Source organism: Novosphingobium sp. fls2-241-R2A-195 (assembly GCF_030209485.1).
GTDB lineage: Bacteria > Pseudomonadota > Alphaproteobacteria > Sphingomonadales > Sphingomonadaceae > Novosphingobium > Novosphingobium resinovorum.
Window position 1 is genome coordinate 172,266 of the sequence record NZ_JARVRY010000003.1, and the last position, 25,457, is coordinate 197,722.

The 25,457-nt window shown below is 63.9% G+C and carries 20 protein-coding genes and 2 pseudogenes; 6 read left to right on the forward strand and 16 right to left on the reverse strand.

Annotated elements, in window-relative coordinates; translation table 11 throughout:
- Window positions 1-301: 301 nt before the first annotated feature.
- Window positions 302-436, forward strand: a pseudogene (locus QRN25_RS02835) (transposase); the annotation flags it as partial.
- Window positions 437-905: 469 nt separating this feature from the next.
- On the opposite strand, the gene QRN25_RS02840 reads toward QRN25_RS02835, so the two are convergent.
- Window positions 906-1,742, reverse strand: coding sequence for a nitroreductase family protein (locus QRN25_RS02840; protein ID WP_271183958.1), 837 nt, complete (start codon window positions 1,740-1,742; stop codon window positions 906-908).
- Between the two features lie 209 nt (window positions 1,743-1,951).
- On the opposite strand from QRN25_RS02840, the gene QRN25_RS02845 reads away from it, so the two are divergent.
- Window positions 1,952-3,001 carry an NADP(H)-dependent aldo-keto reductase gene (locus tag QRN25_RS02845; RefSeq protein WP_285017352.1) on the forward strand — a complete coding sequence of 350 codons (1,050 nt, stop codon included), beginning with the start codon at window positions 1,952-1,954 and terminating at the stop codon, window positions 2,999-3,001.
- A gap of 142 nt (window positions 3,002-3,143) precedes the next feature.
- On the opposite strand, the gene QRN25_RS02850 is transcribed toward QRN25_RS02845, so the two are convergent.
- From QRN25_RS02850 to QRN25_RS02860, 3 genes are all read right to left on the reverse strand, one after another.
- Entirely contained in the window at window positions 3,144-4,691 is a 1,548-nt protein-coding gene (locus QRN25_RS02850) for a transferrin-binding protein-like solute binding protein (protein ID WP_285017353.1), read from the reverse strand.
- Window positions 4,692-4,944: 253 nt separating this feature from the next.
- Complete coding sequence (locus QRN25_RS02855; protein ID WP_285017354.1) at window positions 4,945-6,255, reverse strand: surface lipoprotein assembly modifier; 1,311 nt, start codon at window positions 6,253-6,255, stop codon at window positions 4,945-4,947.
- Between the two features lie 277 nt (window positions 6,256-6,532).
- A complete protein-coding gene (locus tag QRN25_RS02860) occupies window positions 6,533-6,661 on the reverse strand; it encodes a hypothetical protein (RefSeq protein WP_285017355.1) in 129 nt (42 codons plus the stop codon).
- Between the two features lie 22 nt (window positions 6,662-6,683).
- On the opposite strand from QRN25_RS02860, the gene QRN25_RS02865 reads away from it, so the two are divergent.
- From QRN25_RS02865 to QRN25_RS02880, 4 genes and pseudogenes are all read left to right on the forward strand, one after another.
- Complete coding sequence (locus QRN25_RS02865) at window positions 6,684-8,762, forward strand: TonB-dependent siderophore receptor (RefSeq protein ID WP_285017356.1); 2,079 nt, start codon at window positions 6,684-6,686, stop codon at window positions 8,760-8,762.
- Window positions 8,763-9,043: 281 nt separating this feature from the next.
- Entirely contained in the window at window positions 9,044-9,211 is a 168-nt protein-coding gene (locus tag QRN25_RS02870; RefSeq protein WP_285017357.1) for a hypothetical protein, read from the forward strand.
- Entirely contained in the window at window positions 9,201-9,464 is a 264-nt protein-coding gene (locus QRN25_RS02875) for a CBS domain-containing protein (RefSeq protein WP_285017358.1), read from the forward strand. The genes QRN25_RS02870 and QRN25_RS02875 overlap by 11 nt, the downstream gene beginning before the upstream one ends.
- A gap of 318 nt (window positions 9,465-9,782) precedes the next feature.
- Window positions 9,783-10,058, forward strand: a pseudogene (locus QRN25_RS02880) (site-specific integrase); the annotation flags it as partial.
- A gap of 93 nt (window positions 10,059-10,151) precedes the next feature.
- Here the strand turns inward: QRN25_RS02880 and ligD are convergent.
- The 12 genes from ligD to QRN25_RS02940 form a co-directional block, all read right to left on the reverse strand.
- Window positions 10,152-12,698: a DNA ligase D gene (gene ligD / locus QRN25_RS02885; protein ID WP_285017359.1), complete on the reverse strand. Its 2,547-nt coding sequence runs from the start codon at window positions 12,696-12,698 to the stop codon at window positions 10,152-10,154.
- Window positions 12,670-13,551 carry a non-homologous end joining protein Ku gene (gene ku / locus QRN25_RS02890; protein ID WP_285017360.1) on the reverse strand — a complete coding sequence of 294 codons (882 nt, stop codon included), beginning with the start codon at window positions 13,549-13,551 and terminating at the stop codon, window positions 12,670-12,672. Before ku ends, ligD begins: the two co-directional genes overlap by 29 nt.
- Before the next feature lie 33 nt (window positions 13,552-13,584).
- Window positions 13,585-14,631, reverse strand: a complete 1,047-nt coding sequence (locus tag QRN25_RS02895) for a c-type cytochrome (RefSeq protein ID WP_285017361.1) — start codon at window positions 14,629-14,631, stop codon at window positions 13,585-13,587.
- Window positions 14,628-15,224, reverse strand: coding sequence for a cytochrome c oxidase assembly protein (locus tag QRN25_RS02900; RefSeq protein ID WP_285017362.1), 597 nt, complete (start codon window positions 15,222-15,224; stop codon window positions 14,628-14,630). The genes QRN25_RS02895 and QRN25_RS02900 overlap by 4 nt, the downstream gene beginning before the upstream one ends.
- Window positions 15,221-15,598 (reverse strand): hypothetical protein, encoded by a 378-nt coding sequence (locus QRN25_RS02905; RefSeq protein WP_211151446.1) that lies wholly within the window; start codon window positions 15,596-15,598, stop codon window positions 15,221-15,223. The genes QRN25_RS02900 and QRN25_RS02905 overlap by 4 nt, the downstream gene beginning before the upstream one ends.
- Window positions 15,598-18,120, reverse strand: a complete 2,523-nt coding sequence (gene ctaD / locus QRN25_RS02910) for a cytochrome c oxidase subunit I (RefSeq protein WP_285017363.1) — start codon at window positions 18,118-18,120, stop codon at window positions 15,598-15,600. The genes QRN25_RS02905 and ctaD overlap by 1 nt, the downstream gene beginning before the upstream one ends.
- On the reverse strand, window positions 18,117-19,067 hold the full coding sequence (gene coxB / locus QRN25_RS02915; RefSeq protein WP_285017364.1) for a cytochrome c oxidase subunit II: 951 nt from the start codon (window positions 19,065-19,067) through the stop codon (window positions 18,117-18,119). Before coxB ends, ctaD begins: the two co-directional genes overlap by 4 nt.
- A gap of 85 nt (window positions 19,068-19,152) precedes the next feature.
- Window positions 19,153-20,457, reverse strand: coding sequence for a PQQ-dependent sugar dehydrogenase (locus QRN25_RS02920; protein ID WP_285017365.1), 1,305 nt, complete (start codon window positions 20,455-20,457; stop codon window positions 19,153-19,155).
- Window positions 20,454-20,843 carry a DUF2231 domain-containing protein gene (locus QRN25_RS02925; protein ID WP_285017366.1) on the reverse strand — a complete coding sequence of 130 codons (390 nt, stop codon included), beginning with the start codon at window positions 20,841-20,843 and terminating at the stop codon, window positions 20,454-20,456. Before QRN25_RS02925 ends, QRN25_RS02920 begins: the two co-directional genes overlap by 4 nt.
- 316 nt (window positions 20,844-21,159) lie before the next feature.
- Window positions 21,160-22,506 (reverse strand): MFS transporter, encoded by a 1,347-nt coding sequence (locus QRN25_RS02930; RefSeq protein WP_285017367.1) that lies wholly within the window; start codon window positions 22,504-22,506, stop codon window positions 21,160-21,162.
- A 187-nt stretch (window positions 22,507-22,693) separates the two neighbouring features.
- A complete protein-coding gene (locus QRN25_RS02935) occupies window positions 22,694-23,992 on the reverse strand; it encodes an APC family permease (protein WP_285017368.1) in 1,299 nt (432 codons plus the stop codon).
- The gene (locus QRN25_RS02940; RefSeq protein ID WP_285017369.1) at window positions 23,989-25,455 is read right to left on the reverse strand and encodes a S10 family serine carboxypeptidase-like protein; all 1,467 of its coding nucleotides are present in this window, start codon (window positions 25,453-25,455) and stop codon (window positions 23,989-23,991) included. The genes QRN25_RS02935 and QRN25_RS02940 overlap by 4 nt, the downstream gene beginning before the upstream one ends.
- Window positions 25,456-25,457: the final 2 nt, after the last annotated feature.

The window sequence follows — 25,457 nt, forward strand, 5'->3', positions numbered from 1 at the left end:
GTCGTGGTCTACTACGCGCGGCATGCCGTATCAGCCAGTTTGCGGTGGACCTGCATGGTCTTGCGCATAGACCAGCGAGAGGTGTCCCGGCAATTGGGACCATTGAGATTTCCAGTCGGAGACTAGGTCGTGACCCCATAAATTGATCGTTGAGGGGAGCCAGAAGGCTCCTCACAAGATTGCCGATGGTAAGCTTCATCCGCACAGCTTGGTTTCGTGACCCCGATGCCGATCCGGTAGATCAGGACTATGATTGCCCTGCCTCTATTCGAGTGAACGCGGATACGGCTTAAGCTGCGCGGAGGTCGATGACCACCGTGTGCTGAACGGGATATTCTGGGTGCTGCGATCTCGCGTGCCGTGGCGCGATTTGCCGGAGCTTTATGGCCCGCGCACCACCTGGTACAACCGCTTCGTGCGATGGACGATCCGTGGTTCGGCAGGCCAAGACCTGGTGCTGCGCTTGCCGGAACGCGAGCACATCGACCTTAGGAGCATCGTGCGGACCTATCTTGCCAATGGCGAGGCGAAGGCGGCACCGGCTTCCGGGGCGATCGACACCTGGTCGCCCTGAGGCAGCTATGTCGGAATAGCCGTGCTGGAAGACAAGAATCGGGTGCTCGTAGGCGGTAGCGAATAATCAAGTGGCGTGAGGTTCTACGCGGCCAAAGATGCGACTATCGCCAATAAGCGCGTGTTGCTCGCAGACTATATCGGCCGGCGTGCGCGTATCCGTGACTTGGGGGGCAGCGGCATCCGGACGAATATGCGAAGGTCCCGTCTAAGGAAACCTGCATCCCCGTTAATGGTGAGGTCCTGCCTGCCCGAAAATAGACGCGGGCCAGCATAAAGGAAAAGGCCGCAGTGAGATCGCTGCGGCCTTTTCCTCCTCGGTGTCCGCCACGTTATTTGAGCGCGAACCCCAGCGCGTTCAGGGCTTCGCGCAGACGGTGCCGACCGTTCAGCGATGCTCCGCTGCGGCTGCGAGCGAGAATGGTCCTGATCCATCCGATCGGGTCCTGCCCTTGTGATCGCTGGAAGGTGCGGGCCACCTCGTCATAGGCGGCAATCGCCGGGCGCTGATCATCGAGTCGATATCGCCCTTGGTGCAGGACCGCGTCCTGTGTAAGGCGCGGCTTGACGGCGGCGGGGCGATCCTCGTCCTCGAACCCAACCACCAGCCCGAACACGACTGCGGCATGGGGCGGCAGGCCGACAAGCTCGGCGACGGCTTCTGGTTCGTTGCGCAAGGCGCCGATATAGACGGTGCCAAGCCCCAGCGATTCTGCAGCAACGACTGCATTCTGCGCGGCCAGGGCAGCATCGACGGCGGCCACCGTCCAGCTTTCCAGGTAGGCTAGGCCCTCTACGGACACTCCCTCGTCGCCGGCGATCAGATGCGCGCGCGCGAGGTCGGCCACCCACAGCAGGATCAACGGGGCGGCGGTGATGTGGGCCTGGCCGCCGGCCAGCCGCGCCAGTTTTTGCCGCTGATGTACATCGCTGACCGCGACCACGCTCCACAACTGCAGGTTGGAAGAACTGGCAGCGGACTGCGCCGCAGCGATTAGCGTGGGTACGGTTCCGTCGGGTAAGGGATCGCTGCGATAAGCGCGCACGCTTCTGTGGGCGACGAGCCGGGCGATCGTATCGTTCCAAAGTATTGGCGGCATGCCGGCACCGCCGTAGCGCACCGCTAATGCTTCGTGTGCGGGGTCACTCCGAGGGTCATCGAGAGCCATGATCATCCTTTCGGTTCGTTGCTGCCGAAAAATATGAACTTTGTGTCTTTCGCGTCGTATGAAATCTGCACATCGTCCTATGAGTTTGGAGAGACAAACATCGCGTCTCGCTCATCTGCTGTTGATACTTGTTCAAGCGGCCGATGTTTGCTTTTCACCGGGCGCATGCGAGCTAAAGAGCGGCATCGATCATGGGATCAAGGACCATCATGCAATACCGCAAACTCGGCCGTACCGACCTTAATGTCAGTCTGATCTGCCTCGGCACGATGACCTGGGGCTCGCAGAACACCGAGGCGGAGGCGCACGCACAGCTCGACTATGCGATCGGCGCGGGGGTCAATTTCCTCGATACCGCCGAAGCCTATCCGGTCACCCCTGTGAGCCGTGAAACGCAAGGACGCACCGAGGAATACATCGGCAGTTGGCTCGCCGCGCGCGGTCGGCGCGACGACGTCATCGTGGCAACCAAGGTCGCAGGCCCATCGCGCGATCCAGTACGTGAGTTTCGCGGTGGCGGCAATCGCCTCGACCGGCGTAACATCCACGCTGCGATCGACGACAGCCTCATGCGGCTGCGAACGGATTACGTCGACTTGTACCAGGTTCACTGGCCGGACCGCTCGGTACCCTCTTTCGGGGTGCGCGGCATCAGTGCCCTCGCCGATGCGCCCGAGACGGTGCCGATCGAGGAGACGCTCGATGCGCTGGCGGAACTGGTGAAGGCTGGCAAGGTGCGCCATTTCGGGGTTTCAAACGAGACGCCCTGGGGTGTTTCGGAATACCTGCGCCTTGCCGCCGAAAAGAAGCTGCCACGCATTGCCTCGATCCAGAACGCCTACAATCTGCTCAACCGCATCTACGAGATCGGGCTTTCGGAATTTTCTCTGCGCGAAGCTATCAGCCTGTTGGCCTATTCCCCCTTGGGTGGCGGCAATCTTACCGGCAAGTATCTGGGCGGCATCGTACCCGCAGGGTCGCGCCGCGATGTAGCCAAGCAATTCGGTCGCTATGACCTGCCGGGACAAGCTCCGGCCAGTGCCCGTTACGTCGCCATCGCGCAGGCTCACGGAATCGATCCAGCGCAGTTCGCGCTGGCGTTCGTCAACAGCCGCCCGTTCGTGACCTCGACGATCATCGGCGCGACGTCGCTCGATCAGCTCAAGTCCGATATCGCCAGCGTGGATGTCACGCTTCCCATTGAGGCAATTGCGGCCATTGATGCCGTGCACCGCGAAAATCCCGATCCTTGCCCGTAACCGCAGGGAATCGGTTCAGGACATCCGTCTTCTCCAAATCCTCAAATGGTGCTCAAGGTGAGTGAGGCGCGAAGGTCATCACTGATGCTGTGTGTCGGTGAATGCAGATTCAACGGGCTGCAGGGCTACAGAGTGCTCCCCGCTACTTCCGTTTTCCGAAGAATGCGCCGGAGTAAACCGCGTCCGCTGGTCCGCCCGGTGATACCCGGGTGAAGAACTCGAACGCGCCGCCGATTTCTTCTCCTCCGGGGCCATAGAGGCTGCCGCGAATGGACCCGTCACTGTGCCCGGGCGCATCGAACAGCAAGGTGTCGAAAGCGTAGGCGTTGCCTGTCGCGCTGAACGTCATGGAGGGAAGGTTGATGGCCTCGTTTGCCGCCGTCCAGGCCGCTGCGTTGAAAGTGCCATCGACCCTGGCGGCCGCGAAGTCGATCGTGATCGCGGTAGTACCCTTCAAGGTGAGCTGCCCCATGTCGGCAAGGCGTTCGCCAGACCCCAGCACGGTGGCGCTGAAATGCGCGGTCCCCGTGGATGGCAATGTGCCACTGATGGTGCGGGCGCCATAGGAGAACCAGGTGGACAGGCTGTGCCGGACGGCGTCGCCGATGGGGCGGTCTTCGCGCCAGTGCCCGAAGCTGCTGTAGGTCAGCGCGATCTCGGGGTTGCCGGTCCCGGGCTTGAACATCTCGAGCCGATAGGTGTTGTCGCCGTTTCGAACCTCATACACGTCGAAGCGGTTATCGCTTTGCGCGGCGATCCGGTCAGTCGGAAGGAAGGTCACGTTCTGGAAGCGGGGGTCGTTGATGAGGAACATCGGCGTCACGCCGCCAGAGGCGTCGAACTCCACGCTGCCGAAGGTCGCGGGCAGGTAATAGGCTGCGCTGTCCGAAGACGTTGCCCCGGTTCGCTGCGATGCCACCGACGTGCCCTGAAGCGAAGAGTATTTTCGCGCACCCTGGTCAAGTACGGTCAGGCTGGCGTCGATGCCATCGCGCAAGCGGGTGCCGGCGAAGGCGCCCGTGAACGTGGCGTCCGTGCCATCGTTGCCAAGGATGGTCCCGCCGATTTCCGCAGCTCCCGGGCCATAGAGCGCACCGGAAATGGAAGAGCGGTAGGTGTTTCCTTCACGCCCGCCGAAGTTGAAATAGCCGGTGAGCCCGCCGTTTGCACCAAGATATCCTGCACCCTGCCATGTGGAGCAGCAGCTCGAATAATCGACGTCGTTATTATACTCGCCTGCCTGGCCTGACATGGCGAAAAGCCCATGGGCAAAATCGAGCGAAAAAGTGCCGTCACCGATGACGCTTCGCGGGAAGTACCCGGCCGGAGAAGCAACGCCGAACAAGTCGATGTCGTAAGTCGCGCTTCCGCTGACGGGAAGCTGGGCTATCCTGGTCGGAAAGCCGTAGACGAAGACGTCGAACTGGAGATCACTTGCGCTGGTACGGCGCTGCCACAGTCCGAGGGAAACACTCTGTGTGCCGACGCCGATACGCTTCGGATTGAATAATGTGAGGGATTCGCGGCCGCCGTCCAGCTGGCGTGTGAAAAGCGCATCGCCAGCCTCACTGTCACCGAGAGATTGCGCCGTGCCGAACGTCGACGAAACGCCGCTGCCGGACACCGAGTAGGCTTTAGCCGCGGCATCGTAGCGAAAAGTCAGCGGCGCGCTCTGCGCCGACGAGGTCATGACCACATCGCCCTGATCCGTGAGGCGCTGCGCCGTATGCGTGGACGAGGTCGAAAAGTCAGTGGTGCCCGCCCCGGCACCAAGCGCATGCGGGGGAGACGCCGGAGTGGGAGCGGGGCTGGGCGTCGGCGTAGGAGCCGGTGTGCTGTTTACATCGCCGCCGCCGCATGCCGAGAGAGTTAGGCTGAGCGCCGCCAGTGAGGCCGTTGCAAGAAGACGTGCGGTATCTGTCCAAGTCACGAACCTATTCCCCCTAGAATGCCGACGTGACGCCAAATTCGGCGACGACGCGGCGGTAGTCGTAAATCTCGATCGAAGAGTGGTTACGCTCCCATTTGAAGCGGACCAGCGGCGCGAAGCTACCCAGATGCAGCGCCCGCAACGTCGCAGCTATCGAAGCGCTGTAACGATCTTCGACTCGCCGGCTTGGATATAAAAACAGTCGCGCGTCGGCTTCAAGGTGGCTGTAGGCGACAGTCCCCACCAGCGTCGTGCGGCCCAGTTCACGAAACAGGTAGGCGGAGGAACCTCCCATCGCCAGCGAGTAACCCGGGTCGCGCGCGGCTTCCCGGAAGCCGAAGACCTGCACGCCGCCGCCAAAGCGCGCGCTGAAGGCCCGGTCGATATTTGCTGAAAGCGTGAAGTCGTCCGCGGTTTGCAATGCATTGCGACGGTTGCGGACATGGGCCAGGTTCCCATCAATGCGGACCTGCGCTCGTTTTCCCAGCGACCGCTGCCAGCTGACGCCGCCCCCGATCGTCGTGCTGAACAGGTGTCCCCCGTACCAGCGACGCGACGGACCGGCTGAAAAGGTCAGCTGGTTACCGCCCCAAGTGTACTGCGGTCCGGCCTGGATCGCTACGGATATATCGTTGAAGCCCGGCTCTCGGTAAAGCGTCGTGTCGCTCGAAGCACGTACGAGCAGATCGGTGCCGGGTTCGATACCCAGCCGGAAATAGCCCTGTCCCTGCAGGTCGAGACCAACGCCCGACTTTGCGCGCGCGTCGTCGTCGAGCGTGAAATCGCCAATCACGGTGCCCAGGGTATCCGATCGCGTGGCCCGGTTGATGTTGCTGTCGGGAGCAACGGCTACTTCAATCGAGCCGCCCAGAGGCTTTCGCGCATTGAGCGCGCGGGAATAGAAGCGCACGAGCTGTTCCACGGCCGAAGGCAGGCCAGCCGCCTGCGCCGCGCGCAACTCCTTGCGCGCGGCGCCCATGTTACCAAGCATCGTCTGCATGCGTGCCAACTCCAGCCGCACACGCGCAGCGCCGGGTTTGTCATCGAGGATGCGACGAAATTCGAGTGCGGCATCGCCATAGCGCTTGAGATCGTCGGCCAGCATCAGGCCCAGGCGAAAGCGTGCCTCTGTGCGAATCTCAAGGTCCGGGTCTTGGGTCAGCGCGCGATAAGCGGTCTCCGCGGTGAAGAAATCACTGCGCTCACGCGCATTATCGGCAAGCGCAAAGACCTGCGCGGCCGAGAGATGGTCAGGCGCGGAAACCGGCGCAGCCAGGCCCTCTTGGTCCTGCGCGCCTACGCTGGTCGCGATGCCCGCCAGCATCACTGCGACCAGCAGTCGACGAATTGAAATGGTACACCCCCGTTTGCGTGATGCTTACCGCGGAGGCGAGAGCCTTGTCCATATTTTCAAGTACCGCCACATCGCGACAGATTTGTATTTCAGGAATTTAATCTGGCTCGCTGGTGCATTGCCTCATCCGCGTTCAATCATCGCGATGTCCCGCTCAACCTGATCGGCGATCAAGCTCAGGCCGGATGCTGTGCTGCGGTAGCGGAATTTTTTCTAATAGGACGGAATTCCATAAATAACATCAATATCATGCAGATAATAATAATTGCAATTGACTCGCAAATGCATCATTGATGCTGCGCTGCGACATTTGCAACAAGGGGGCGACAATTCCTACTTTTCGGGTTTCCAGAGCAGCCGTTCTGCTGACTTCCATTCCGTTTCTCTCGATCCCGGCCGTGGCGGCGGAAGGTGACGAGAACGACACAATAATCGTCAATGGCGTCACCGAAGATCGCTACGGTATCTCCTCCACTTCGACGGGCATGAAAATCGATGTGCCTCTCCTGAAGGCGCCTCAGGCGGTCGCTGCCGTCTCGAACGAAGTTATCCTCGAGCAGTCCGCGCAAACCCTTACCGACGTACTGCGTAATGTCAGCGGCATCACCGAGGCGAACACCTTCGGCAACACCGGTGACAACTTCATGATCCGCGGCTTCGAAAGCGGCCAGGGCACCATCCTTCGCGATGGCTACACCAGCGTACAGGTTCGCGCCCTCAACGCCTCGACGGAGCGCGTCGAAGTCCTGAAAGGACCCGCATCACTGCTCTACGGGCGGTTCGAGCCGGGCGGCCTGGTAAACGTGATCACCAAGAAGCCGCTGGATACGCTCCATTACAGCCTCAACACCAATTTCAGCACCCGCGGCCAAAGCCGTCAGGTGGCCGACGTCACTGGACCGCTGGGCGGCGGATTTGCCTTCCGCCTGATCGGCGAGTACGAGGACAGCGACTATTGGCGCCCGCAGGCCCACGACGTGGAGCGCACATATGTCGCGCCCAGCCTGTCGTGGAGTGGCGGCGGCTTCAGTATACTGACTGCTTACGAATATACCGACAGCACCCAGCCCTTCGATCGGGGCCGCGTCTATTACAACGGCAAGCGGGTGAACGTTCCTTCGACCCGCTATTTCGGAGAGTCCTTCACCACGCTCAAACAGAAGCTGCATGCGGGTAACGTTCTGCTTGCCTACAGGTTTGCGCCTGGCTGGCGCATGGAAACCAAGTACGCGATGCAGCGCACGTCGGGCTCCGACCTTCAGGTCCGCCCACGCAGCCTGGTCGTTGGGCCAGACGGCCAGTTGACCGGTGAGTTGATCCGCAGCCTCGATGGCAACCGCGACCTCAGCGACGATCGCGATTATGTATCGCTCAACCTACACGGCGACGTCGGTTTCCTGGGCATGCGGCATAAGCTGCTGTTTGGCGCCGATTACGAGAGCTTCCGCAGCCTGCGCGGTTACATGGTCGACTCTCCGCGCCGGGGTGGGTTCAACATCTTCGATCCCGCCTATGGCCTGCTTGATCAGAACTATGCGAACCTGACTGTGACGCCCAATTCGGCTACGATCGACAGCTACAAGACCACCGGCCTCTACTTCCAGGATCTGGTCATGGTCGACGATGCCTGGACGTTCGTGTTCGGCGGCCGCTACGAAACGTTCAAGGACTTCCAGCGCGAAGGGACACTGGCGAGGCCATCCAACCAGTCGAAGAGCGACACTTTCCTGCCGCGCGTGGGTGTGGTGTTCCAGCCCAGGCAGAATGTCTCGATCTACGCCAGCTATGCTCGCGCGTTCGCACCGAACCCCTCGGTCCCCGCCCAGGGCGATCAGCCGGCGTCCGGTCCCTTCCCGGCGGAAAAAAGCCGCAGCTACGAGATCGGTGTCAAGGGCGAAGTGTTCGACGGAGTGACCGCCACTCTCGCCGCATACGACATCCGCAAGAACAACGTGCTGGAGACCGTCGACATCGGTGACGGCAATTCGATCACCGAGGCACGTGACAAGGTCACTTCACGGGGTATCGAATTCGATCTCGCTGGGGAAATCACCCGGCACCTTAGCGCGATCGCCTCCTACGCCTATACCGATGCGCGTGACCCGCAGAGCACGCTGTCCGACGACGTGGTGAACGTCGCGCGCCATACCGGCAGCTTCTCATTCTCATATCGCCCCGGCGGGGTGCTGGAGGGCGTTTCTCTCGGCGCGGGCGCATTCCATGTCAGCAGACGGTATGGTGGACTTTCTCAGTCACCCACCGGATCGACGACAGTGCCGTTCCACCTGGCGGCCTACACGACCTTCGACCTAAACGCGGGCTACGCGACGAAGCTGCGTTCGGGCCACAGCGCCTATGCTCGCCTGACGCTGCGTAACCTCACCAACCGCAATTACGACCAGTCGTCGGGTAACGCGCTGCGTGTGGTGCCGGGCCAGGCCCGCACCCTGTTCGCGACGATCGGCATGCGCATGTGACACGCGCCGCCTGTGCTTTTGTATAGGCAACGACTTATACGAGAGCACAGGTTGCGAGCATTGAAGGCGGGAAAAGGGCAGATCCTTGCGATATTCTTAAGCCGTTTGGTGGGCGCGTTCCAGATAAAGCGCTTCTACCCCAGGCCTTTTAGACCCTGCACTCCTCAGCCGCGGCGCCAGCCTCGCTTACTGGGGGATACGCTTAAGTACCAAGAAAGCATGATCTGGTCGTAAACAGCATCATACCGTGTCACTTCTAACTACGGTGCATCTTAGGCCGGGTGGACGAATTTGAGAGAGTATTTGGCGGTGGCGAAATTGCCTGGTGCGGCCGGCATATCCTGCAGGAATACACCGTCGACCAATTCGACTTTCTCCAGGCCGCGCAGTTCATGACACCTGAGCCTGAGGTGTTGCCCGGCAGCATGACCCTCGCCGATGCGCTCTAGAACCGAGGCGCGCCATCGCAGCTATCCGGCGGATGCTACGCTCGCCGACGCACTGTCCGACGCGTCGCAGCCCTGCGGCAGCCCGCATGACCCGCTCAGCCGGATCGCGGATCTCATGGTCGCGACGGGCATCGGTCGCATTCCGATCGTCGCCCCTGAGACGCAGCGGGTCGTCGGCATCCTTACCAGACACGACCTGCTGCAGGTCCGCAACGTGCATCACGGCCTCGAGACCAAGCGGGCACGAACATGACCTGAGGTCGTTTTGGTATCGTGGCACTTTGCGCCTTGGCTTGGTTACGCAGTTGAACTCACGATCGGCGAATTTTGATCTGCGATATCAGTCTATACTGCGAAAGGCGTCGTCCGAACCAAGCCGAACGGCTGCGCCAGTCTGACTAAGGCCATACAGCCGGAAGGGCAGGTACCCATAGCTGGTCGCTTATCTCTCATGCTGTTCGTCAAGGACCGCAGCTATCTCCGGTTGGTTCCTGCAACCGGAAAGTCGCCTATCGGCCGGTTTTGGGCATTCAGAAGTTCTCCCATGGCCGTCAGGGCCACATCCTTGGAGGACTTTGCATTTCCTAGCCGCACCGATCATGCAGCGCACATCAGCATCAAGCAATATGCTCGCCTTGCCGATGAATGGGTCTTGGGGATTGGCTTCCCCAACGAAGATTACGGGAATCACTTGCTGCGGCTAACGACGGTGTCGATCACTTACCAGGCGACCGGGAATCTCCGTGTAGTCCAAATTCTTGGACACACGAAGATCGAAAGCACGGTCAGATACCTTGGGGTAGACGTTGAGAACGCCTTGATGTTGATAGAGGCCACCGAAATCTGAGATCGCCTGGCTCCTTGTCGTTCCGAGAAGCGAGGGGCCAGGACCTACACTGTGGTTACCGCGCGTCCATGTCGGTCAATCCAGCGGCAATTATCATAAATTTGTCATGCTCTGATTGGCAAATCCCCAGCCGCGAAGTTGCGCGGCGCGGTCTATGAGTGAGTCCGCATCGCCGATCGAAAATGGATGCGCACTTTTCATGCCGTCCAGTTCATCCCACTCCACCGGCACCGCGACCGGTGCGCCTTCCCGTGACCGAGCCGAGTAGGGCAGCACTGCGGTCGCCCCGCGCTGGTTGCGCAGCCAGTCGATGAAGATGCGGCCTTTGCGCTTCGCCTTGCTCATTGTCGCGACGTAGCGGTCGGGCTCGGAGAGGCTCATGGCCTCGGCGAAGCGGCGGGCGAAGTCCTTGTGGGTATCCCAGTCATGGCCCCGTCTCAGCGGTACGACGACATGTACGCCCTTACCGCCGGACAGCATGGCGAACGTCACCAGTCCGAGGTCCGCCAGCCGCGCGCGAATGTCCCTGGCGGCGCGCACGCACTCCTTGAAGTCCAGCCCTTCGTCGGGATCGAGATCGAAGATCATTCGATCAGGAAGGTCTACCTCATCGGCTCGTGCCGCCCAGCCGTGGAACTCGATCGTCCCCATCTGCACACAGGCGAGCAGGCCCTCGGCATTGTCGAGATAGAGGTAGTCCTCCATGCCGCCGTCCTTCTCACGGATGGGGACATGATGGACGTGATCGCCGAAGGTGCCGCTGTCATGCTTCTGGAAGAAGCATTTCTTCGCACGGCCCTGCGGACATCGCACCAGGCTGATCGGGCGGTCAGCGGCGAAGGGCAACATGAGCGGGGCGATGGCGGAATAGTAGTCGGCCAGATCTCCCTTGGTTTCGCCGCTTTCGGGGAAGATTACGCGGTCGTGATTGCTGATCTTCACGGCAATTTCCGCCTTGGGCGCGGCCTGCGGTTGCTCGGGTGTCACTGACTTCGCCCTCTTTTCGGTCCTCAGGCCAAGAAAGCTGCCGTGGCGGATGCGGCCGTCACCGGTGAACTCGGCGAAGGCGACCTCCGCCACCAGCTTCGGCGTGACCCAGCTTGCGCCGCGAGCCTCCGCGCGCTCGACTTCGACAGGTGCGGTCTTCCGCGCCAACTGCTCCAGCCGGGCAGCCATATCGACGAGGCTTTCGGCATCGAAGCCGGTGCCGACCTTCCCGCAATAGATGAGCGTCTTCCCCTCGTACTGCCCCAACAGCAACGAGGCGAACGGACGGCCCTTTGCGCTAGACTTCGACCAGCCAACGATCACGAATTCCTGCCGACGGGTACACTTCACTTTGACCCAGTTCCTCGTGCGGCGCCCCAGGTAAGCGGCATCGACGCGCTTGGCGATGATGCCTTCCTGGCCGGCCGCGCACATCGCATCGTAAAGCTTTTCGCCCGCACCGATTACATGGTCGGCGACGAAGACGGGCGGGCGGGCTTCCGAGAGCAGGGCCTCGAGCCGCTCCTTGCGCTCGATATTGGTCATCGTGGCCAGGTCATCGCCTTCGAGTTCGAGGAGATCGAAGGCATGGAATTCCAGGGGCTGGTCTTCGCTCTGGCTACCCTTGCCGCGCTTGAGCACGGCCTGGAGGTTGGAGAAATCGGGATTGCCGTCCGGCCCCCGGGCGATGATCTCTCCGTCGATCAGGCAGGGCGGCAGGTCCAGCGCGGCGATATGCGTGGCGAGGGGGCTGAACTTGTCGGTCCAGTCGAGGCCGCTGCGGGTGTGGACGACGACCCTGTCTCCCGCCGCCGCGATGAGCGCGCGGTAGCCGTCAAACTTGATCTCGTGCATCCACAGGTTGCCGGTGGGCACGGTATCGACCAGCGTGGCGAGCTGGACGGGACGGAACTTCGGCGGCTTGACCGGGGCTTCGCGGGAGGTCCGCTTCTGCCGCGCGTTGCGAGAGGCGGCCTTCTCCATGACCTGCGCGAAAGCATCGCCCTTCTTGCCTTTCAGCGAGTGGGTTCCGCCTTTGTCGGCTTCGATCTCGGCCATGGTGCGGCCGGTGAGCACACTGGTGAGGCCCTGTTCGACGAGTGCATCACCCGTCTGCGCATGGGCATCCTTCACCTTGCGCAGCAACCAGTTCTCGCGCTTCTCGCCGGGTCTGGGCTTCATGCGCACGAGCAGCCATTCGCCCTTCATCCGCTCGCCGTCGAGAGTGAAGTGAAGGTGGCCATCCGCGATGTCCTTCGCGCTCTTGCCCGCGATCGGCGCCCAGGTGCCCCGATCCCAGAGCATCACCGTACCGCCACCGTATTCGCCCTTGGGGATGCCGCCTTCGAATTCTCCGTAGGACAGCGGGTGGTCTTCGGTGCGCACGGCAAGGCGCTTGTCGTCGGGATCGGGGCTGGGCCCCCGGGTCACCGCCCAGGACTTGAGCACGCCATCGACTTCGAGTCGGAAATCCCAGTGCAATCGCCGCGCCGCGTGCTTCTGGACGATGAAGCCGTTGCCGCCGGTCCTGCCGCTTTTGCCCGCAGGTTCGGTGGTCTTCGCGAAGTCGCGCTTGCGGTTGTATTCGGCGAGGAGGTCGGCGCCCGGATCGCCGGCCTTGCCGCTACGCCCGCTTGCGGGCACGGCTGCCACCCGAGGAAGACGCCTTCTTCGCCGCAGGCTTGCGCGTTGAAGAGGTGGATTTGCCGCCGGCCTTGCCGTCCCCGACAGACTTCTTGAGCGCCGCCATCAGATCGATAACGTTGCCCTTGCCGCTGGTCGGTTCCTCGACGTCCTCCAGAATGCGCTTGTTGCTCTTCGACTTGGCTTTCTTGTCGATCAGGCGGTGGAGCGCATCGACATAGCGGTCATGGAACTCGGCGGGTTTGAACGGCGCGGTCTTCTTGTCGATCAGCGTCGTGGCAAGGTCGAGCAGGTCGGTGTCGGGCTTCGCATCCTCGATATCGCGGAAGTAGCCCTGCGCCTTGTGGACCTCGTCGGCGTAGCGCAGCACTTCCATCACGAGGCCCCGCCCGCAAGGCTTGATCGAGACCAGTTGCTCGCGCCCGCGCACCGCCAGTTGCCCAAGGCCGACTTTGCGCGTCTTGCGCAGCGCCTCGCGCAGCACCGTGTAGGCTTCCTCCGCCAGATCGTCGGCTGGGACTACGAAATAAGGCTTCTCGTAATAGAGCACGTCGATCTCGTCGGCATCGACGAACTGGACAAGCTCCAACGTCTTGCGGCTCTCGATCTTGACCGCCTCGATCTCCTCCTCGTCGAGCAGCACGTAGCTGCCCTTGGAGACCTCGAAGCCCTTGATGATCTCATCGCGGTCCACCGGGCCGACGCCGGGCGCGACCTTCTCGTAGCGGATGCGCTTGCCGCTCGGTTCATGGATCTGGTGAAAGGAGATCGCTGCGCCCGACCGCGTCGCCGGATAGACCTCGATCGGGATCGAGACGAGCGCCAGACGAATCTGGCCTTTCCAGTATGCGCGTGCGGGCATCAGCAGGCTCCTTCATCGGAGACACAAGCCGGATTAGGGCATGGTTGTTCCCGTCGCAGTCTGGCCGGTGGGGGCAGCGAGGCTTTCGGCCAGATCATCGAGTGCCTCCTCGGGTATGCGCCGGGCGATCACGGCCATCGGGTCCTGCGGTTTGTGGGCGTCGATGACCGTGTGATCGCCTCGCCACTGGCGCAGGCGTCCGGCCAGGTAACTGGCGCGCTGGCCGGTGATGACAGGGGCTGCCTTGCCGGGGGCGTGGCACTGCGCGCAGGCTGGCAGTTGCGTTTCTGGAAGGCCTTTTGTGGCTATGGCGTGCCGGTCTGCAACGGGGCCGTGAGACAGGCCGGGCAGGCGCGCGTAATAGGTGACCGCAGCTTTCATTTGCGCCTCGTCGAGCCCGGCCGCGGCTGTCTGCATGACCGCGCTGGACCGCTTGCCGGATTTGTAGGCCTGCAGCGCGCGCAGCATGTAGGCGGCATCCTGTCCGGCGATGATCGGGATGTCGGGCTGGGCGCGTCCTTTGCCGTCGGCGCCGTGGCAGCCCGCGCACTGGGGCAAGGGAGCGCCTGCGATCGGCCGAGTGAGCGCGCGGTATTGCCGCGGTGTCATCGTCGGCAGGCGGCGCACGAAGCCGACCATGCGGCGGATTTCATCGTCGCGGTTCGTTCCCGCCCATGCCGGCATGCCGGTGAACTTCACCCCGTGGCGGATGATCCAGAACAGTTCGCGATCGGTGTAGTGGCCCGCCGTCCTGGCAAGGTTCGGCGCTGGCGGTGTCGCGGCCTGCATGACCGGGGAGGGCGCTTCCCCCGGCGCGCCGTGGCATACCTGGCAGGACTGGCGGAAATGCCCTGCCGCGCTGACGAGGCCCGTATCGTCACGGATGACCTTGGGCGTTTGCACGGCGCTGTAGGTGCGCGCGGAATTCTGCATCGTCCAGTGCAGGAACCAGTCGGTGATCTTCCAGTGCCCGGTGGAGGCGGCGATGGGTACAAGCCCCGCCGCTGCCGCGCCCAGACCGAGCGCAAGAGCGGCGCCCAGCGCGAGGACGACGCGCCCGATCGTGATCTTCACCATCATGTCGAAGCGCTCCGGTTCTCTCGCAGCAGGGTAGCCAGCAGGGCCAGCCCGCCGATAAGGTAACTGGCGCCGCCGACCACCAGCATCACCACGCCGCCAAGTTGCTGGTCGCCGAGCGGATCAAGCCCGTGGCCATGGTGCATCCCGTGATAGAGCGGACGCGGCGCAAGGCCAATGAGGACGCCCAGCAGGGTCATATGCATGGACGTAAGCAGCAGGGCGCCGATCCCGCTCGCTCGGGCGGGGGAGTGGATGGCGGCGCTCCACAGCAAAAAACCGGCCGCCAGAAAGCTCGCCTGCTCGATCAAGGCTATCAGGGCGTGACTATCGGCGGCGCCGCGCGAAGCGGGCAGATGCCAGCCCCAGACGGTCAGCAGTTCCAGCAACATCATGACCATCGGTGTGACGATCCGCGGCCAGCGCCTTGCCGGATCGGCAATGGTGCCCCGTGCGGCATAGGCCAGCAGCGGCGCGACCACGGCCACGGCGATCATGTGTCCCGCCATGTGTCCAGTCATGCCCAGCAGCAGCGGCGACAGCGCCCAGCCGATCGGGACCAGCAGCAGGCCGATAATCAGCGCGGCTCGCCTCACCGGCAGTCTCCGATGAAGACGACGGGCAGGGCTGTGAACAGCACCGACACGAAGCTGAGGCCCGCCAGCAGCAGGGTCGATTTGGCCAGGAACCGCAGGCGGTCGACCTCGGTGCCCTCGTCATGCGGGGGCGGATCACCGACGATGCGCTGCTGTTTCCACGCGATCCAGCCAGACAGCGCGATCACCACCAGCGCCAATACGGTGCCAAGGGTGAACAGCACCGGGAATTTGGCGAAGGCGCCGTCCTTGGCGCAGGATATCGCCGCCCACAGGTAGGCGAAGAGGAAATGGCCTGCCCATACCGCAGGCGGCACGATCAGAGTCCAGAGCGTGACCTTGAGCCGCTCATGCCACTTGCGCCGCTCACTCATCACGCGAGCTCCGGAAACAGGCCGATAGTGAGGTACGTGACCGCCACCGTCAGCGCGAGGAAGTGCATATAGACGGTGACGTTGCGGATGTCGGCGTCGTGCGCGGGCGTCATCTTCCCGGCAAGGCTGCGCGCAAGGACGTAGGCCAGCATGATCGCGGCGACGCCGCAGTGCGCCGTCGTCCAGATCGCCAGCGTCCAGACGATGGCTGGATAGCTGTGCATCTGCGGGTCCATTCCTGAGAGCCAGGGTCCGGCAAGACCTGCGTAGATTCCGGCAAGACTGGCCGCGATGCCCAGCAGTACCAGCACGCGGGCGAGCGCGATCTTGCCGCGCGCGTGAACCTCGCGCGCGCCTGCCGTCGCCAGCCAGCTTGCCAGCCCTACCACCAGCGCCACCATCGGCCACCAGACGCCCGGTCCGTCCGCCATCGCCATCGGCGGGAAATCTTCATGCCGGGTCCAGAAAAAATAGTAGCCGAAGACGAGGCCGGAGAACGCCGTCGCATCGGCCATCATGGTGATGAACATCGCCCACCACCCCGGCGCCGCGTCGCCCGAGATGTAGAGCGGCAGTTCAATGCCGTGGCCGATCGGCTTGCGGGGCTTCTCCGGAATCTCCGCCGTGCCGGTCCACAGCCATGTCAGCACCAGCGCCAGCGTCAGCATGCCCGAGACGAGTGCCGCCCAGTAGAAGTGGTAGGTCGTCAGGATGAAGACCCCACCCAGCGCCACCGCCGTCAGCATCGGCAGCCAGCTCGGTCCGCCAAGTCGGATCACCGAAACGGGGCGCGCGTCCAGAACCGAGGTCACGATCGTCTCGCGCCGGCCTTCCTCGGCGTCGGGCAGAAAGTAGCGGCCTTCGTCCACCTTGCGCACGAAGTCCTCCTGATCCCAGATCGGATAGCGGCTCTCGATCAGCGGGATCGAGCGGATGCCCCAGTCCTCGTCGTCGGGATGGGCGAGCCACTCCAGCGTGCCCGCAGCCCACGGATTGCGCGGGGCCTTGCGCCGCCATGGCGAGCGGCACAGGTCCAGCACGATCACCGCGACGCCCGCCGCGATCACGAACGAGCCGATGGTGGAGGCAAGATTGAGCCCGCCAAGGCCAAGCTCCTCCGGATAGGTGAACACCCGGCGCGGCATCCCTTCCAGCCCCGACAGGTGCATCGGGAAGAAGCACAAGTTCGCGCCCAAGAAGATCAGCCAGAACGCCGTGCGCCCCAGCCGGTCGGACAGCTTCTTTCCGGTAATCAGCGGCCAGTAGTAATAGAGCCCCGCGAACAGCGGCATCAGCGTGCCGCCGATCAGCACGTAGTGCAGGTGCGCGACGACGAAGTAGGTATCGTGCGCCTGCCAGTCGAACGGGGCGACGGCCACCATCACGCCCGTAAGCCCGCCAATGACGAAGATCGCCAGGCTCCCGGTCGCGTAGAGCAGCGGCGTCGACCACACCACGCGGCCTGCCCACAGGGTCACGATGAACACGAATATCTGCACTGCCGTGGGGATCGCCACCGCCTCCGACGCGGCGGAGAAGAATGCCAGGCTGATCTTGGGCAGCCCGGTCGCGAACATGTGGTGGACCCACAGCCCGAACGAAAGGAACGCCGTCCCCACCGCCGCCAGCACGATCCAAGGATAGCCCAGCAGGTGCCGCCGCGCGAAAGTGGGCACCAGCATCGCGAACAGGGCGATGGAGGGCAGGAAGACGATGTAGACCTCCGGGTGACCGAAGATCCAGAACAGGTGCTGCCACAGCAGCGGATCTCCGCCGCGCGATGCGTCAAAGAACGGCCAGTCCAGCAGGCGCTCCATCTCGAACAGCACGTCGCCCGCGATCAGCGGCGGGAAGGCGAACAGGATCATCACCGCGACAACGAGGATGTACCAGGCATAGAGCGGCATCAGGTTGAGCCGCATCCCCGGCGGGCGGCACTTGAGCACGCCGACGATCAGTTCCACGGCGGCGGCTACCGAGGACACCTCGATGAAGGACAGACCCAGCATCCAGATGTCGGCGCCAAGCCCGGAGAGATCGGTGCGCGTCGTCAGCGGCGGGTACATGAACCACCCGCCATCAGGCGCGGCGTCGAAGAAGATCGAGCCGGAAACGAAGACCCCGCCGATCAGGAACGACCAGTATCCGAAGGCGGAAAGGCGCGGGAACGGCAGGTCGCGCGCGCCCAGCAGCTGAGGCAGCAGGATGATCGAGACCGCCTCGAACATCGGCACCGCGAAGAGGAACATCATCACCGAGCCGTGCAGCGTGAACAGCTGGTTGAAGGTTCCCGCATCGACGAAGTCGTTGTCCGGAACTGCGAGTTGCATGCGCATAATAAGCGCGAGCACGCCCGCGAACAGCATGAAACCGAAGGCGGTCAGGACGTACCACACGCCTACGCGGTTGTTGTTGGTGTCCGTCCAGCGCAGGAACAGTCCCTTGGGCGGTTCCCAGACCTTGCGGAGCCGCGCTTCCTGCGCCTCGCGCAGCGCGGGGTCGTCCTGATCGTGCAGGCTCATCGTCCCGCCTCCTTCAGCCAGCGGGCGATGGCGAGCGCGTCCGCTTCGGGCATTGCCGAGTAGGAGGGCATGCGGGCACCGGGCTTTGACCTGTGGGGATCGCGGATGAAGGCGGCGGTGTTCTCCACTGTGGGAGCAAGGATGCCTGCGCCCAGCCTGCTCCGCTCGCCGAAGCGGGTGAGGTCGGGGCCGATGCTCTCGCCGCCGGTCAGGGAATGGCACGCATTGCAGCCGCTGGCCGCGAATAGTGCCGCACCGCGACCTTGCGTGCGGATCGGTGGCTCGCGGCTGGCCGCCAGCCATGCGTCGAAGGAGGCAGGCTCCATGGCGATGACGTCGAACGCCATCAGCGCATGGCTGAGGCCGCAGAACTCCGCGCAGACGCCGCGATAGGTGCCCGTCTTATCGGCCTTCACAACGAGGCGGTTGGTGCGTCCGGGAATCATGTCCATCTTTCCCGCAAGGCCGGGGATCCAGAAACTGTGGATCACGTCGGTCGCAGTCAGTTCGAACACGACAGTGCGGCCCACCGGGATGCGCACTTCGTTCGCGGAGATCAGGGGCGGCTGGCCTTGCGGCTGGTAGCGCACGCGCCACCAGAACTGCTCGCCCTCGACATGGATGCGCAGGTTCTGCGCCGTCTCGGGCAGTGGGCGCATCGCGGGCAGAGCCCAGACCAGCAGCGCCGTTAGAACCACCGACGGCACGATCGCGCCGAGCCAGAGCACCATGCGCATTCCGCCCGCGTGGTCCAGCCGCCCTTCCGGTGCGCGCACTGCGAGGACGTACACAGCCGCCACGCCCAGTGCGATAACAAGCGCGCCGATCACCAGCACCATGGTCATCGTCAGCGTCGAGCGCGCCTCCAGCCCGAACGGCGCCAAGGCGGACTGGTGGCGGTTGCAGCCCGCTAGCAGCAGTGCGCAGACGACGGTCGATTTACGCAAGCCATTCTTCCCCTGTGTTGCGCAAGGCAACGCATGGAAGGTGCGGGGGTTCGATTGGGTCGCGTTACAAAGGGTTTCTGGCTCTTCAGCGCGCCGCAGAGGGCGTGATGCGCCATACCGTATTGGACAGGTCGTCGGCGACCAGCAGCGCGCGGCGGACCGGATCGTAGGTCACGCCGACCGGACGTCCCCGTGCCTTGCCGTCCGGGCCGATGAAGTCGGTCACGAAATCGCGCGGCTTGCCGGAGGGGCGGCCGTTGGTGAAAGGAATCCAAACGACCTTGTATCCCGCCAACTGGCGACGGTTCCAACTGCCGTGCTCGCCCACGAAGGCGCCGTCGGCATAATTGCCGCCGAAGCCGCCGCCGGTGAGGAACGTCAGGCCGAGTGCGGCGACGTGCGAGCCGAGCGCATAATCGGGGGCGATGGCCTTGCGCACCATCTCGGGCTTCTGCGGGTGGGCGCGCGGGTCTACGTGATTGCCGTAGTAGCTGTAAGGCCAGCCGTAGAACGCGCCCGGTTTCACCGAAGTCATATAATCTGGCACGAGATCTGCGCCGAGTTCGTCACGCTCGTTGACGACGGCCCACAGCGCCTGTGTCGCCGGATTGATGGCGAGCGCGGTCGGGTTACGGATGCCAGAGGCGTACGTGCGGTGCGCGCCGCTCTCACGGTCGATCTCCCAGACGACGGCGCGCTCTTCCTCAAGCGCCATGCCGCGTTCGCCGACATTGCTGTTGGAGCCTATACCGACATAGAGGCGCGTGCCGTCGGCGCTGGCGGTCAGCGACTTGGTCCAGTGGTGATTGGGATTTGCGGGCAGCTTCGTAACCACCTCGCCGGTGCCGTCGATGCGCGTCGCGCCGTCGCGATAGCGGAAACGCAGCAGGGCGTCCTGATCGGCGACGTAGAGATCGCCATCGACCAGCGCGAGGCCGTAAGGTGCATTAAGGTCGTCGATCAGCACGGTCTGCAATTCGTATCTGCCGTCACCGTCGCGGTCGCGCAGAAGCGTCACGCGGTTGCCTCCTTTGGTGCCGCTCTTGCCGAGGCTCTTGATGTAGCCGGCGATCACGTCCTTGGGGCGCAGCTTGGGCGCGCCGCCGCCGAGACCCTCGGAAACGAGCACATCGCCGTTGGGCAGGACCAGCGTCTGGCGCGGGACTTTGAGGCCCGTCGCGATCGGAATGATGGTGAAACCCTGTGGGACGCTTGGCATGGCGCCGTTCCAACCTGCGGGCCGCGCGATCTTCATCGGCGGGAGCAGCGTTTCCTTCTGCGCCGGCAGTTGCGGGCGAGCACCGGTCTGGTCGAGTTCGGGCGCCTTGTCGCAGGCGGTAAGGGCGAGCGGGGCGGCAAGCGCCAGCACAGCATGTCGCAGCACGGTCATGCGCGCACCTCCCTCGGCACGGTGTAGCCGATCCAGCCGGCAGCCAGCGCCAGCACGATGGAGATCACGGACAGCGCAAGGCCGGTGGTGCCGACCGAACTCCAGCCGTCATGGCTGTGCTGGAATGCGTTGACGAGCCCTGCCACGAACAGAGCGGCCAGAACGATCGCAAGCCAGCAGCTTCCCGCGCGGCGCATGGCCACCCGCGCGAGCGTCCATGCCAGCGACAGACCGGTGAAGACCAGCGCTCCTGCAATCAGCCAAGCGGCGAAGTTCGACCACTGCATCTCGGAACTGTTGAGATAGGTAACATCCGCCGCCAACGCGCAGGGAAACAGCGCCACCGGGAATGCGAGCAGGATGCCGTGAAGAGGATGCAGCGGCATTGACAAGCTGCGCGGAAAGGCTGCTGGCAAGTCGGGTTCCTTCAGTGCCTCGGGGCGGGACATGGTCTGCAAATGCGCCGGATCGTGATGGGTTGCCGACGATCCGTGGCCCGACCCTTAGGCGGGATAGTGGTGCAGTCGTCCAAAGCGGTGCCCGGATGTGAGGTATTACAGGCGCAGGGGATGTTCCTGTATCAAACAGCGGGCTCGGATCTGAGATCCAAAAACGACGAGTGCTGCAGTGACCTAACTTGACCGAAGAATCCTCATGCGAGGAGTTAGGGGCTCAAGCAATCCCGTCTTTCGGGCACCGTCATCAATTTGATCCCGTGGCAAGGCGACGCTCATCTTCCCGGTCAATGGCAAGCAGCGACGTGCCCTTGCTCTCGGTCATGACGAGCGCGGACAGCAGGCTGATGGCTCCGGCAGCCGCAACATAGAATGCGATCGGCAGCCAGTCGTCGTATTCGCGCAGCAGGGTGGTGCCGATCAGCGGAGCCCACGACCCGGCGAAGATCGCCGTCACCTGATAGCCCAGGGAAACCCCGGAGTAGCGCATCCGCGTGGGGAACATCTCGGCCATGATGGCGGGCTGCGGGGCATACATCAAGGCGTGGACGAACATGCCCCCGAAGATACCCGCGAGCACGATGGCGGTGCTTGCGCTGCCGAACATCGGAAACGCGATGAAAGGCCATGCCATCGTAAATGCCGCGCCCAGCATGTAGACCGGCTTGCGTCCTATCCGGTCTGCCATGGCGCCGAACAGCGGGATCAGAACGACGTGAAGGATGTGCGCGCAGAACAGCAGGGTCAGGATCTTGGTCGTGTCGACACCAATATGGGCCAGATAGGTGATCGAGAACGTGACGACCATGTAATACAGGATATTCTCGCCTACCCTCAGACCCATCGCCGTGAAGACCCCGCGCGGATAGCGCCGGAAGACTTCGACCAGCCCATAACCCTGATGCGCGCGCTCCTCGGCTTCGGCCTTGGCAGCCTCGAAAATGGGTGAGTCGGCTACCTGGGTTCGGATGTAATACCCGATCCCGACGATCACGGCGGAGAGCCAGAACCCGAAGCGCCAGCCCCACGACAGGAACTGCGCGTCGGACAAAGTCGCCGACAGGATCAGAAGCACGATCGTCGCCAGCAGATTGCCCAGTGGAACGCCAGCCTGAGGGAAACTGCCCCAGAAGGCGCGGCTGTGGTTAGGACTGTGTTCCGCCACCAGCAGTACCGCGCCGCCCCATTCTCCGCCCAGCGCGAACCCCTGCACGAAACGCAGGACGACAAGAAGCACGGGGGCCCAATAGCCGATCGAGCCGAAAGTCGGGAGGCAACCCATCAGGAACGTCGAGCAGCCGATGAGCATAAGGCTGAACTGAAGCAGCGATTTGCGTCCTACCCTATCGCCGATGTGGCCGAATACGATGCCGCCCAACGGACGCGCGATGAAGCCGACCGCATAAGTCGCGAAGGCCGCGATCACGCCATCCAGATCATTGCCGGTGGCCGGGAAGAACAGCTTGCCGAAAATGAGCGTGGCGGCGGTTCCGTACAGGAAAAACTCGTACCATTCGACCACGGTGCCCGCCATGGAGGCGCCCACGACCTTGCGCAGGTAAGGTAAATCGGCCGTTTCTTCGTGCTGCATCATTTCCACATCCCGTTCCCGTCGCGCTCCCGAGCCCGAGCCAAGCTCAGCTGTTTTGGCGCGCGCGAGATATGTTGCAGCGCATTCAAACCAACTCAAGTGGTTAGAATGATCAGGGGCGGCAGAATGTCATCGAGTGGGTGCAAGATGCGGCCAGACCGTGATCCGGCGCATATCGTTGCGATCTCGGTCACCCCGGGACGCGGCGGTGCAGCCAGCGGAACGCTGCGCCCACCAGCACCCAGCCGCCGAGCAGGGCGTAAGGGCGCCAGTCGGCCTCCAGCCCTACCAGTGCGAGCGCCAGCGCGCAGGCGGCTCCGGCATAGGCGAAGGCGCGCATCGTCGGGCGGGCGAATTTGAAGGCGGCGGCCTCGTAAAGATCGTCGTGCCGCTCGACCACGCGGGCGGCGGAGAGGCAGATGCTGGCGTATTTCAGCAGGTTGGGGATGTTGACCGCCAGGAACAGGAAGGTCAGCTCCATCGGCAGCAGCAGCCCCGCGCAGCCGATGGCGAAGACCGCCAGGAGCGCGACATGGGGCGTCTGCCAGCGCGGATGGACCCGGCCTAGCGCGGCGGGCAGCATCCCCGCCGTTCCCATGGCGTAGAGGCTGCGGCTGAACATCGCGAACATCGCGTTGAGCGACTTGCCGATCGAGAGCACCGCCGCCAGCACGATTACCGGGATCGCCGCCGGCCCCATGAACGCCTTGGCCGCATCGAGGATCGGCGCCTCGCTCGATCCCAGTGCCGGAGCACCCAGCACGCCGAGCGCCACGAAGCCCACGGCAAGGTAGAGCAGCGTCGCCGAGCCGATCGACAGGGCGATGCCCAGCGGAATGGCGCGGCGGCTGTCGGCGACTTCGGCGCCTGCCTCGGTCGCGGCCTCGATGCCGAAGAACAGGCCCATCAGCAGCGGCATCGCCGCGATCATGCCGTGCAGGCCGTTCGGGAACAGGGGCTCAAGGCGGGAGATGTCCACCGCCGTCGCCCCGCCCCAGCCGATGAACACCGCAAACAGGATCAGCATCGCAGCCAGCAGCCACTTCTGCACGGTCGCGGCGATGTGGACGCCGAACAGGTTGGCGAGCAGCGCCAGCACCAGCACCGCGAACATCGTCGGCTTGACCGGCAGCGGCAGGATCATCGAGCCGTAGCGCACGAGGACCAGCGCCAGCACCACCATCGCCCCCATGTTGGCGATGATCCGCGCCCAGGCGATGAAGAAGCCGAGCGCGGGATGCAGGAACCGCGCGGGCCACGCGAAAGATGCGCCCGACACCGGCAGCGCCGAGCCGAGGAAGGCATAGCTCACCGCGATCAGGTACATCGGCAGCGCCGCGACCAGCACCGAAAGCAGCATCGCCGGACCGGCGATCGCAGTGGCGGGGGCGATGGCGGAAAAGATCGAGACGCCCACCGCCGTGCCGAGGCCCAGCGCTACGACGCCCCCCAAGTCGATGCCCTTGGCGAGCTTCTGTTCGTCGCTCACGGCTTGCTGCCAGCGATCACGAAGGCGCGGATGTCGGTGACCAGCTTGCGCCAACTGACGTCGTCGGAATAGGCGACGTGCCCGGCGGGATAGCGGTGGTTGACGAAGCGGTCGTCGGTCAGGTTGGCCTGGGCGAAGAGGTAGTCCGCCGCGCCGACCGTGGTAGTCAGGTCGTAGAGACCAGTGCCGACGAAGAGGTGCAGCTTGGGCTCGGCGGCCATCGCGGCTTCGAGGCGGGCCATGAACGGCCAGTCGTTGAATGGGCTGTCGCCCGCGCCGTAGGACCATTCTCCGGGGAAGCGGGTAATGACCTTGTAGCGTTCAGGCGCCGCCACGCCGATGCTGGCAAGCTGGCCGATCACCGCCTTGCCGTAGAGATCGGACACGGCGGAGAAGGCGTCGGGGCCGACCATTTCGCCTGCGTTGGCCGGAAGCGGCGCGGTATAGCGCGCGTCGTAGCGGCCCAGCACCTTGCCCTCGGCGCGCAGCAGTTCGACGCGGAAGCGCTCCTTGGAGATGCGCAAGTCGTGGGCGAGGTAGAAGGCGGCGGGGATGCCGGTGAGGTCGGCCAGCTTGGCGGCGACCTTGGCGCGGGCGGCCTCGTCCAGCCCGCGGCCCTTGTAGAGCGCATCGAGGTAGGCCGGGCCGAAAGCGGTAGCCTCTTCGGCGCTCGCGGCGGGGGCGCAGGGCGCGGGGCGCTTGTGGTGGTAGCAGGCCAGCGCGGCGAGGGTCGGCAGCGAGACCGGGTAGGTCACCACGTTGCCCGGCCGCTGCGAGGTCTCGATCATGTTGAGCGCCTGCCCGAGCAGCAGCACGCCGCGCACCTTGAGGGCGCCGTCCTGCGCCTTCAGCGCATCGACCATCGCGGCGGCGCGGATGGTGCCGTAGCTCTCGCCAAGGATGAACAGCGGCGAGGCGGTGCGGTGGTTCTCGGCGAGCCAGGCGCGGGCGGCCTGCGAGACGGCGTCGGCATCGCCCTTCACCGACTGGTAGAAGGCGGGGTCGGCGTCCTTGCCGATTTCGGAGAAGCCGGTGCCCGGCGGGTCGAGAAAGACGAGATCAGCCACGTCGAGCAGCGAGGCCGGGTTCGCGGTGACTTCCGCCTCGGCGGGCAGCGGCGCGGCAGGGTTCTGCGGCACATGCGCGCGCATCGGACCGAGCGCGCCCATCTGCAGGTAGGCAGACGCCGCGCCGGGGCCGCCGTTGAAGACGAACAGCACGGGGCGCTCGGCAGTGGCGCCCTTGCGGACATAGGCGACATAACCGGCGGTCGCGTCGCTGCGATCTGGCTTACTCGCGACCGGATAAGTGCCCGCCTCCGCCGTGAAGGCGAGGCGCTTGCCGCCGACCTTGACGCTTTGTTCGGCGCGGCCTTCGATCCTTGCCGCGACGGTGGGCGCTTCCTGCGCGGTAGCCGAAGTGCTCGCCAGCATCGCCAGCGTGATGGTCAGCCAAGTGCGCATGT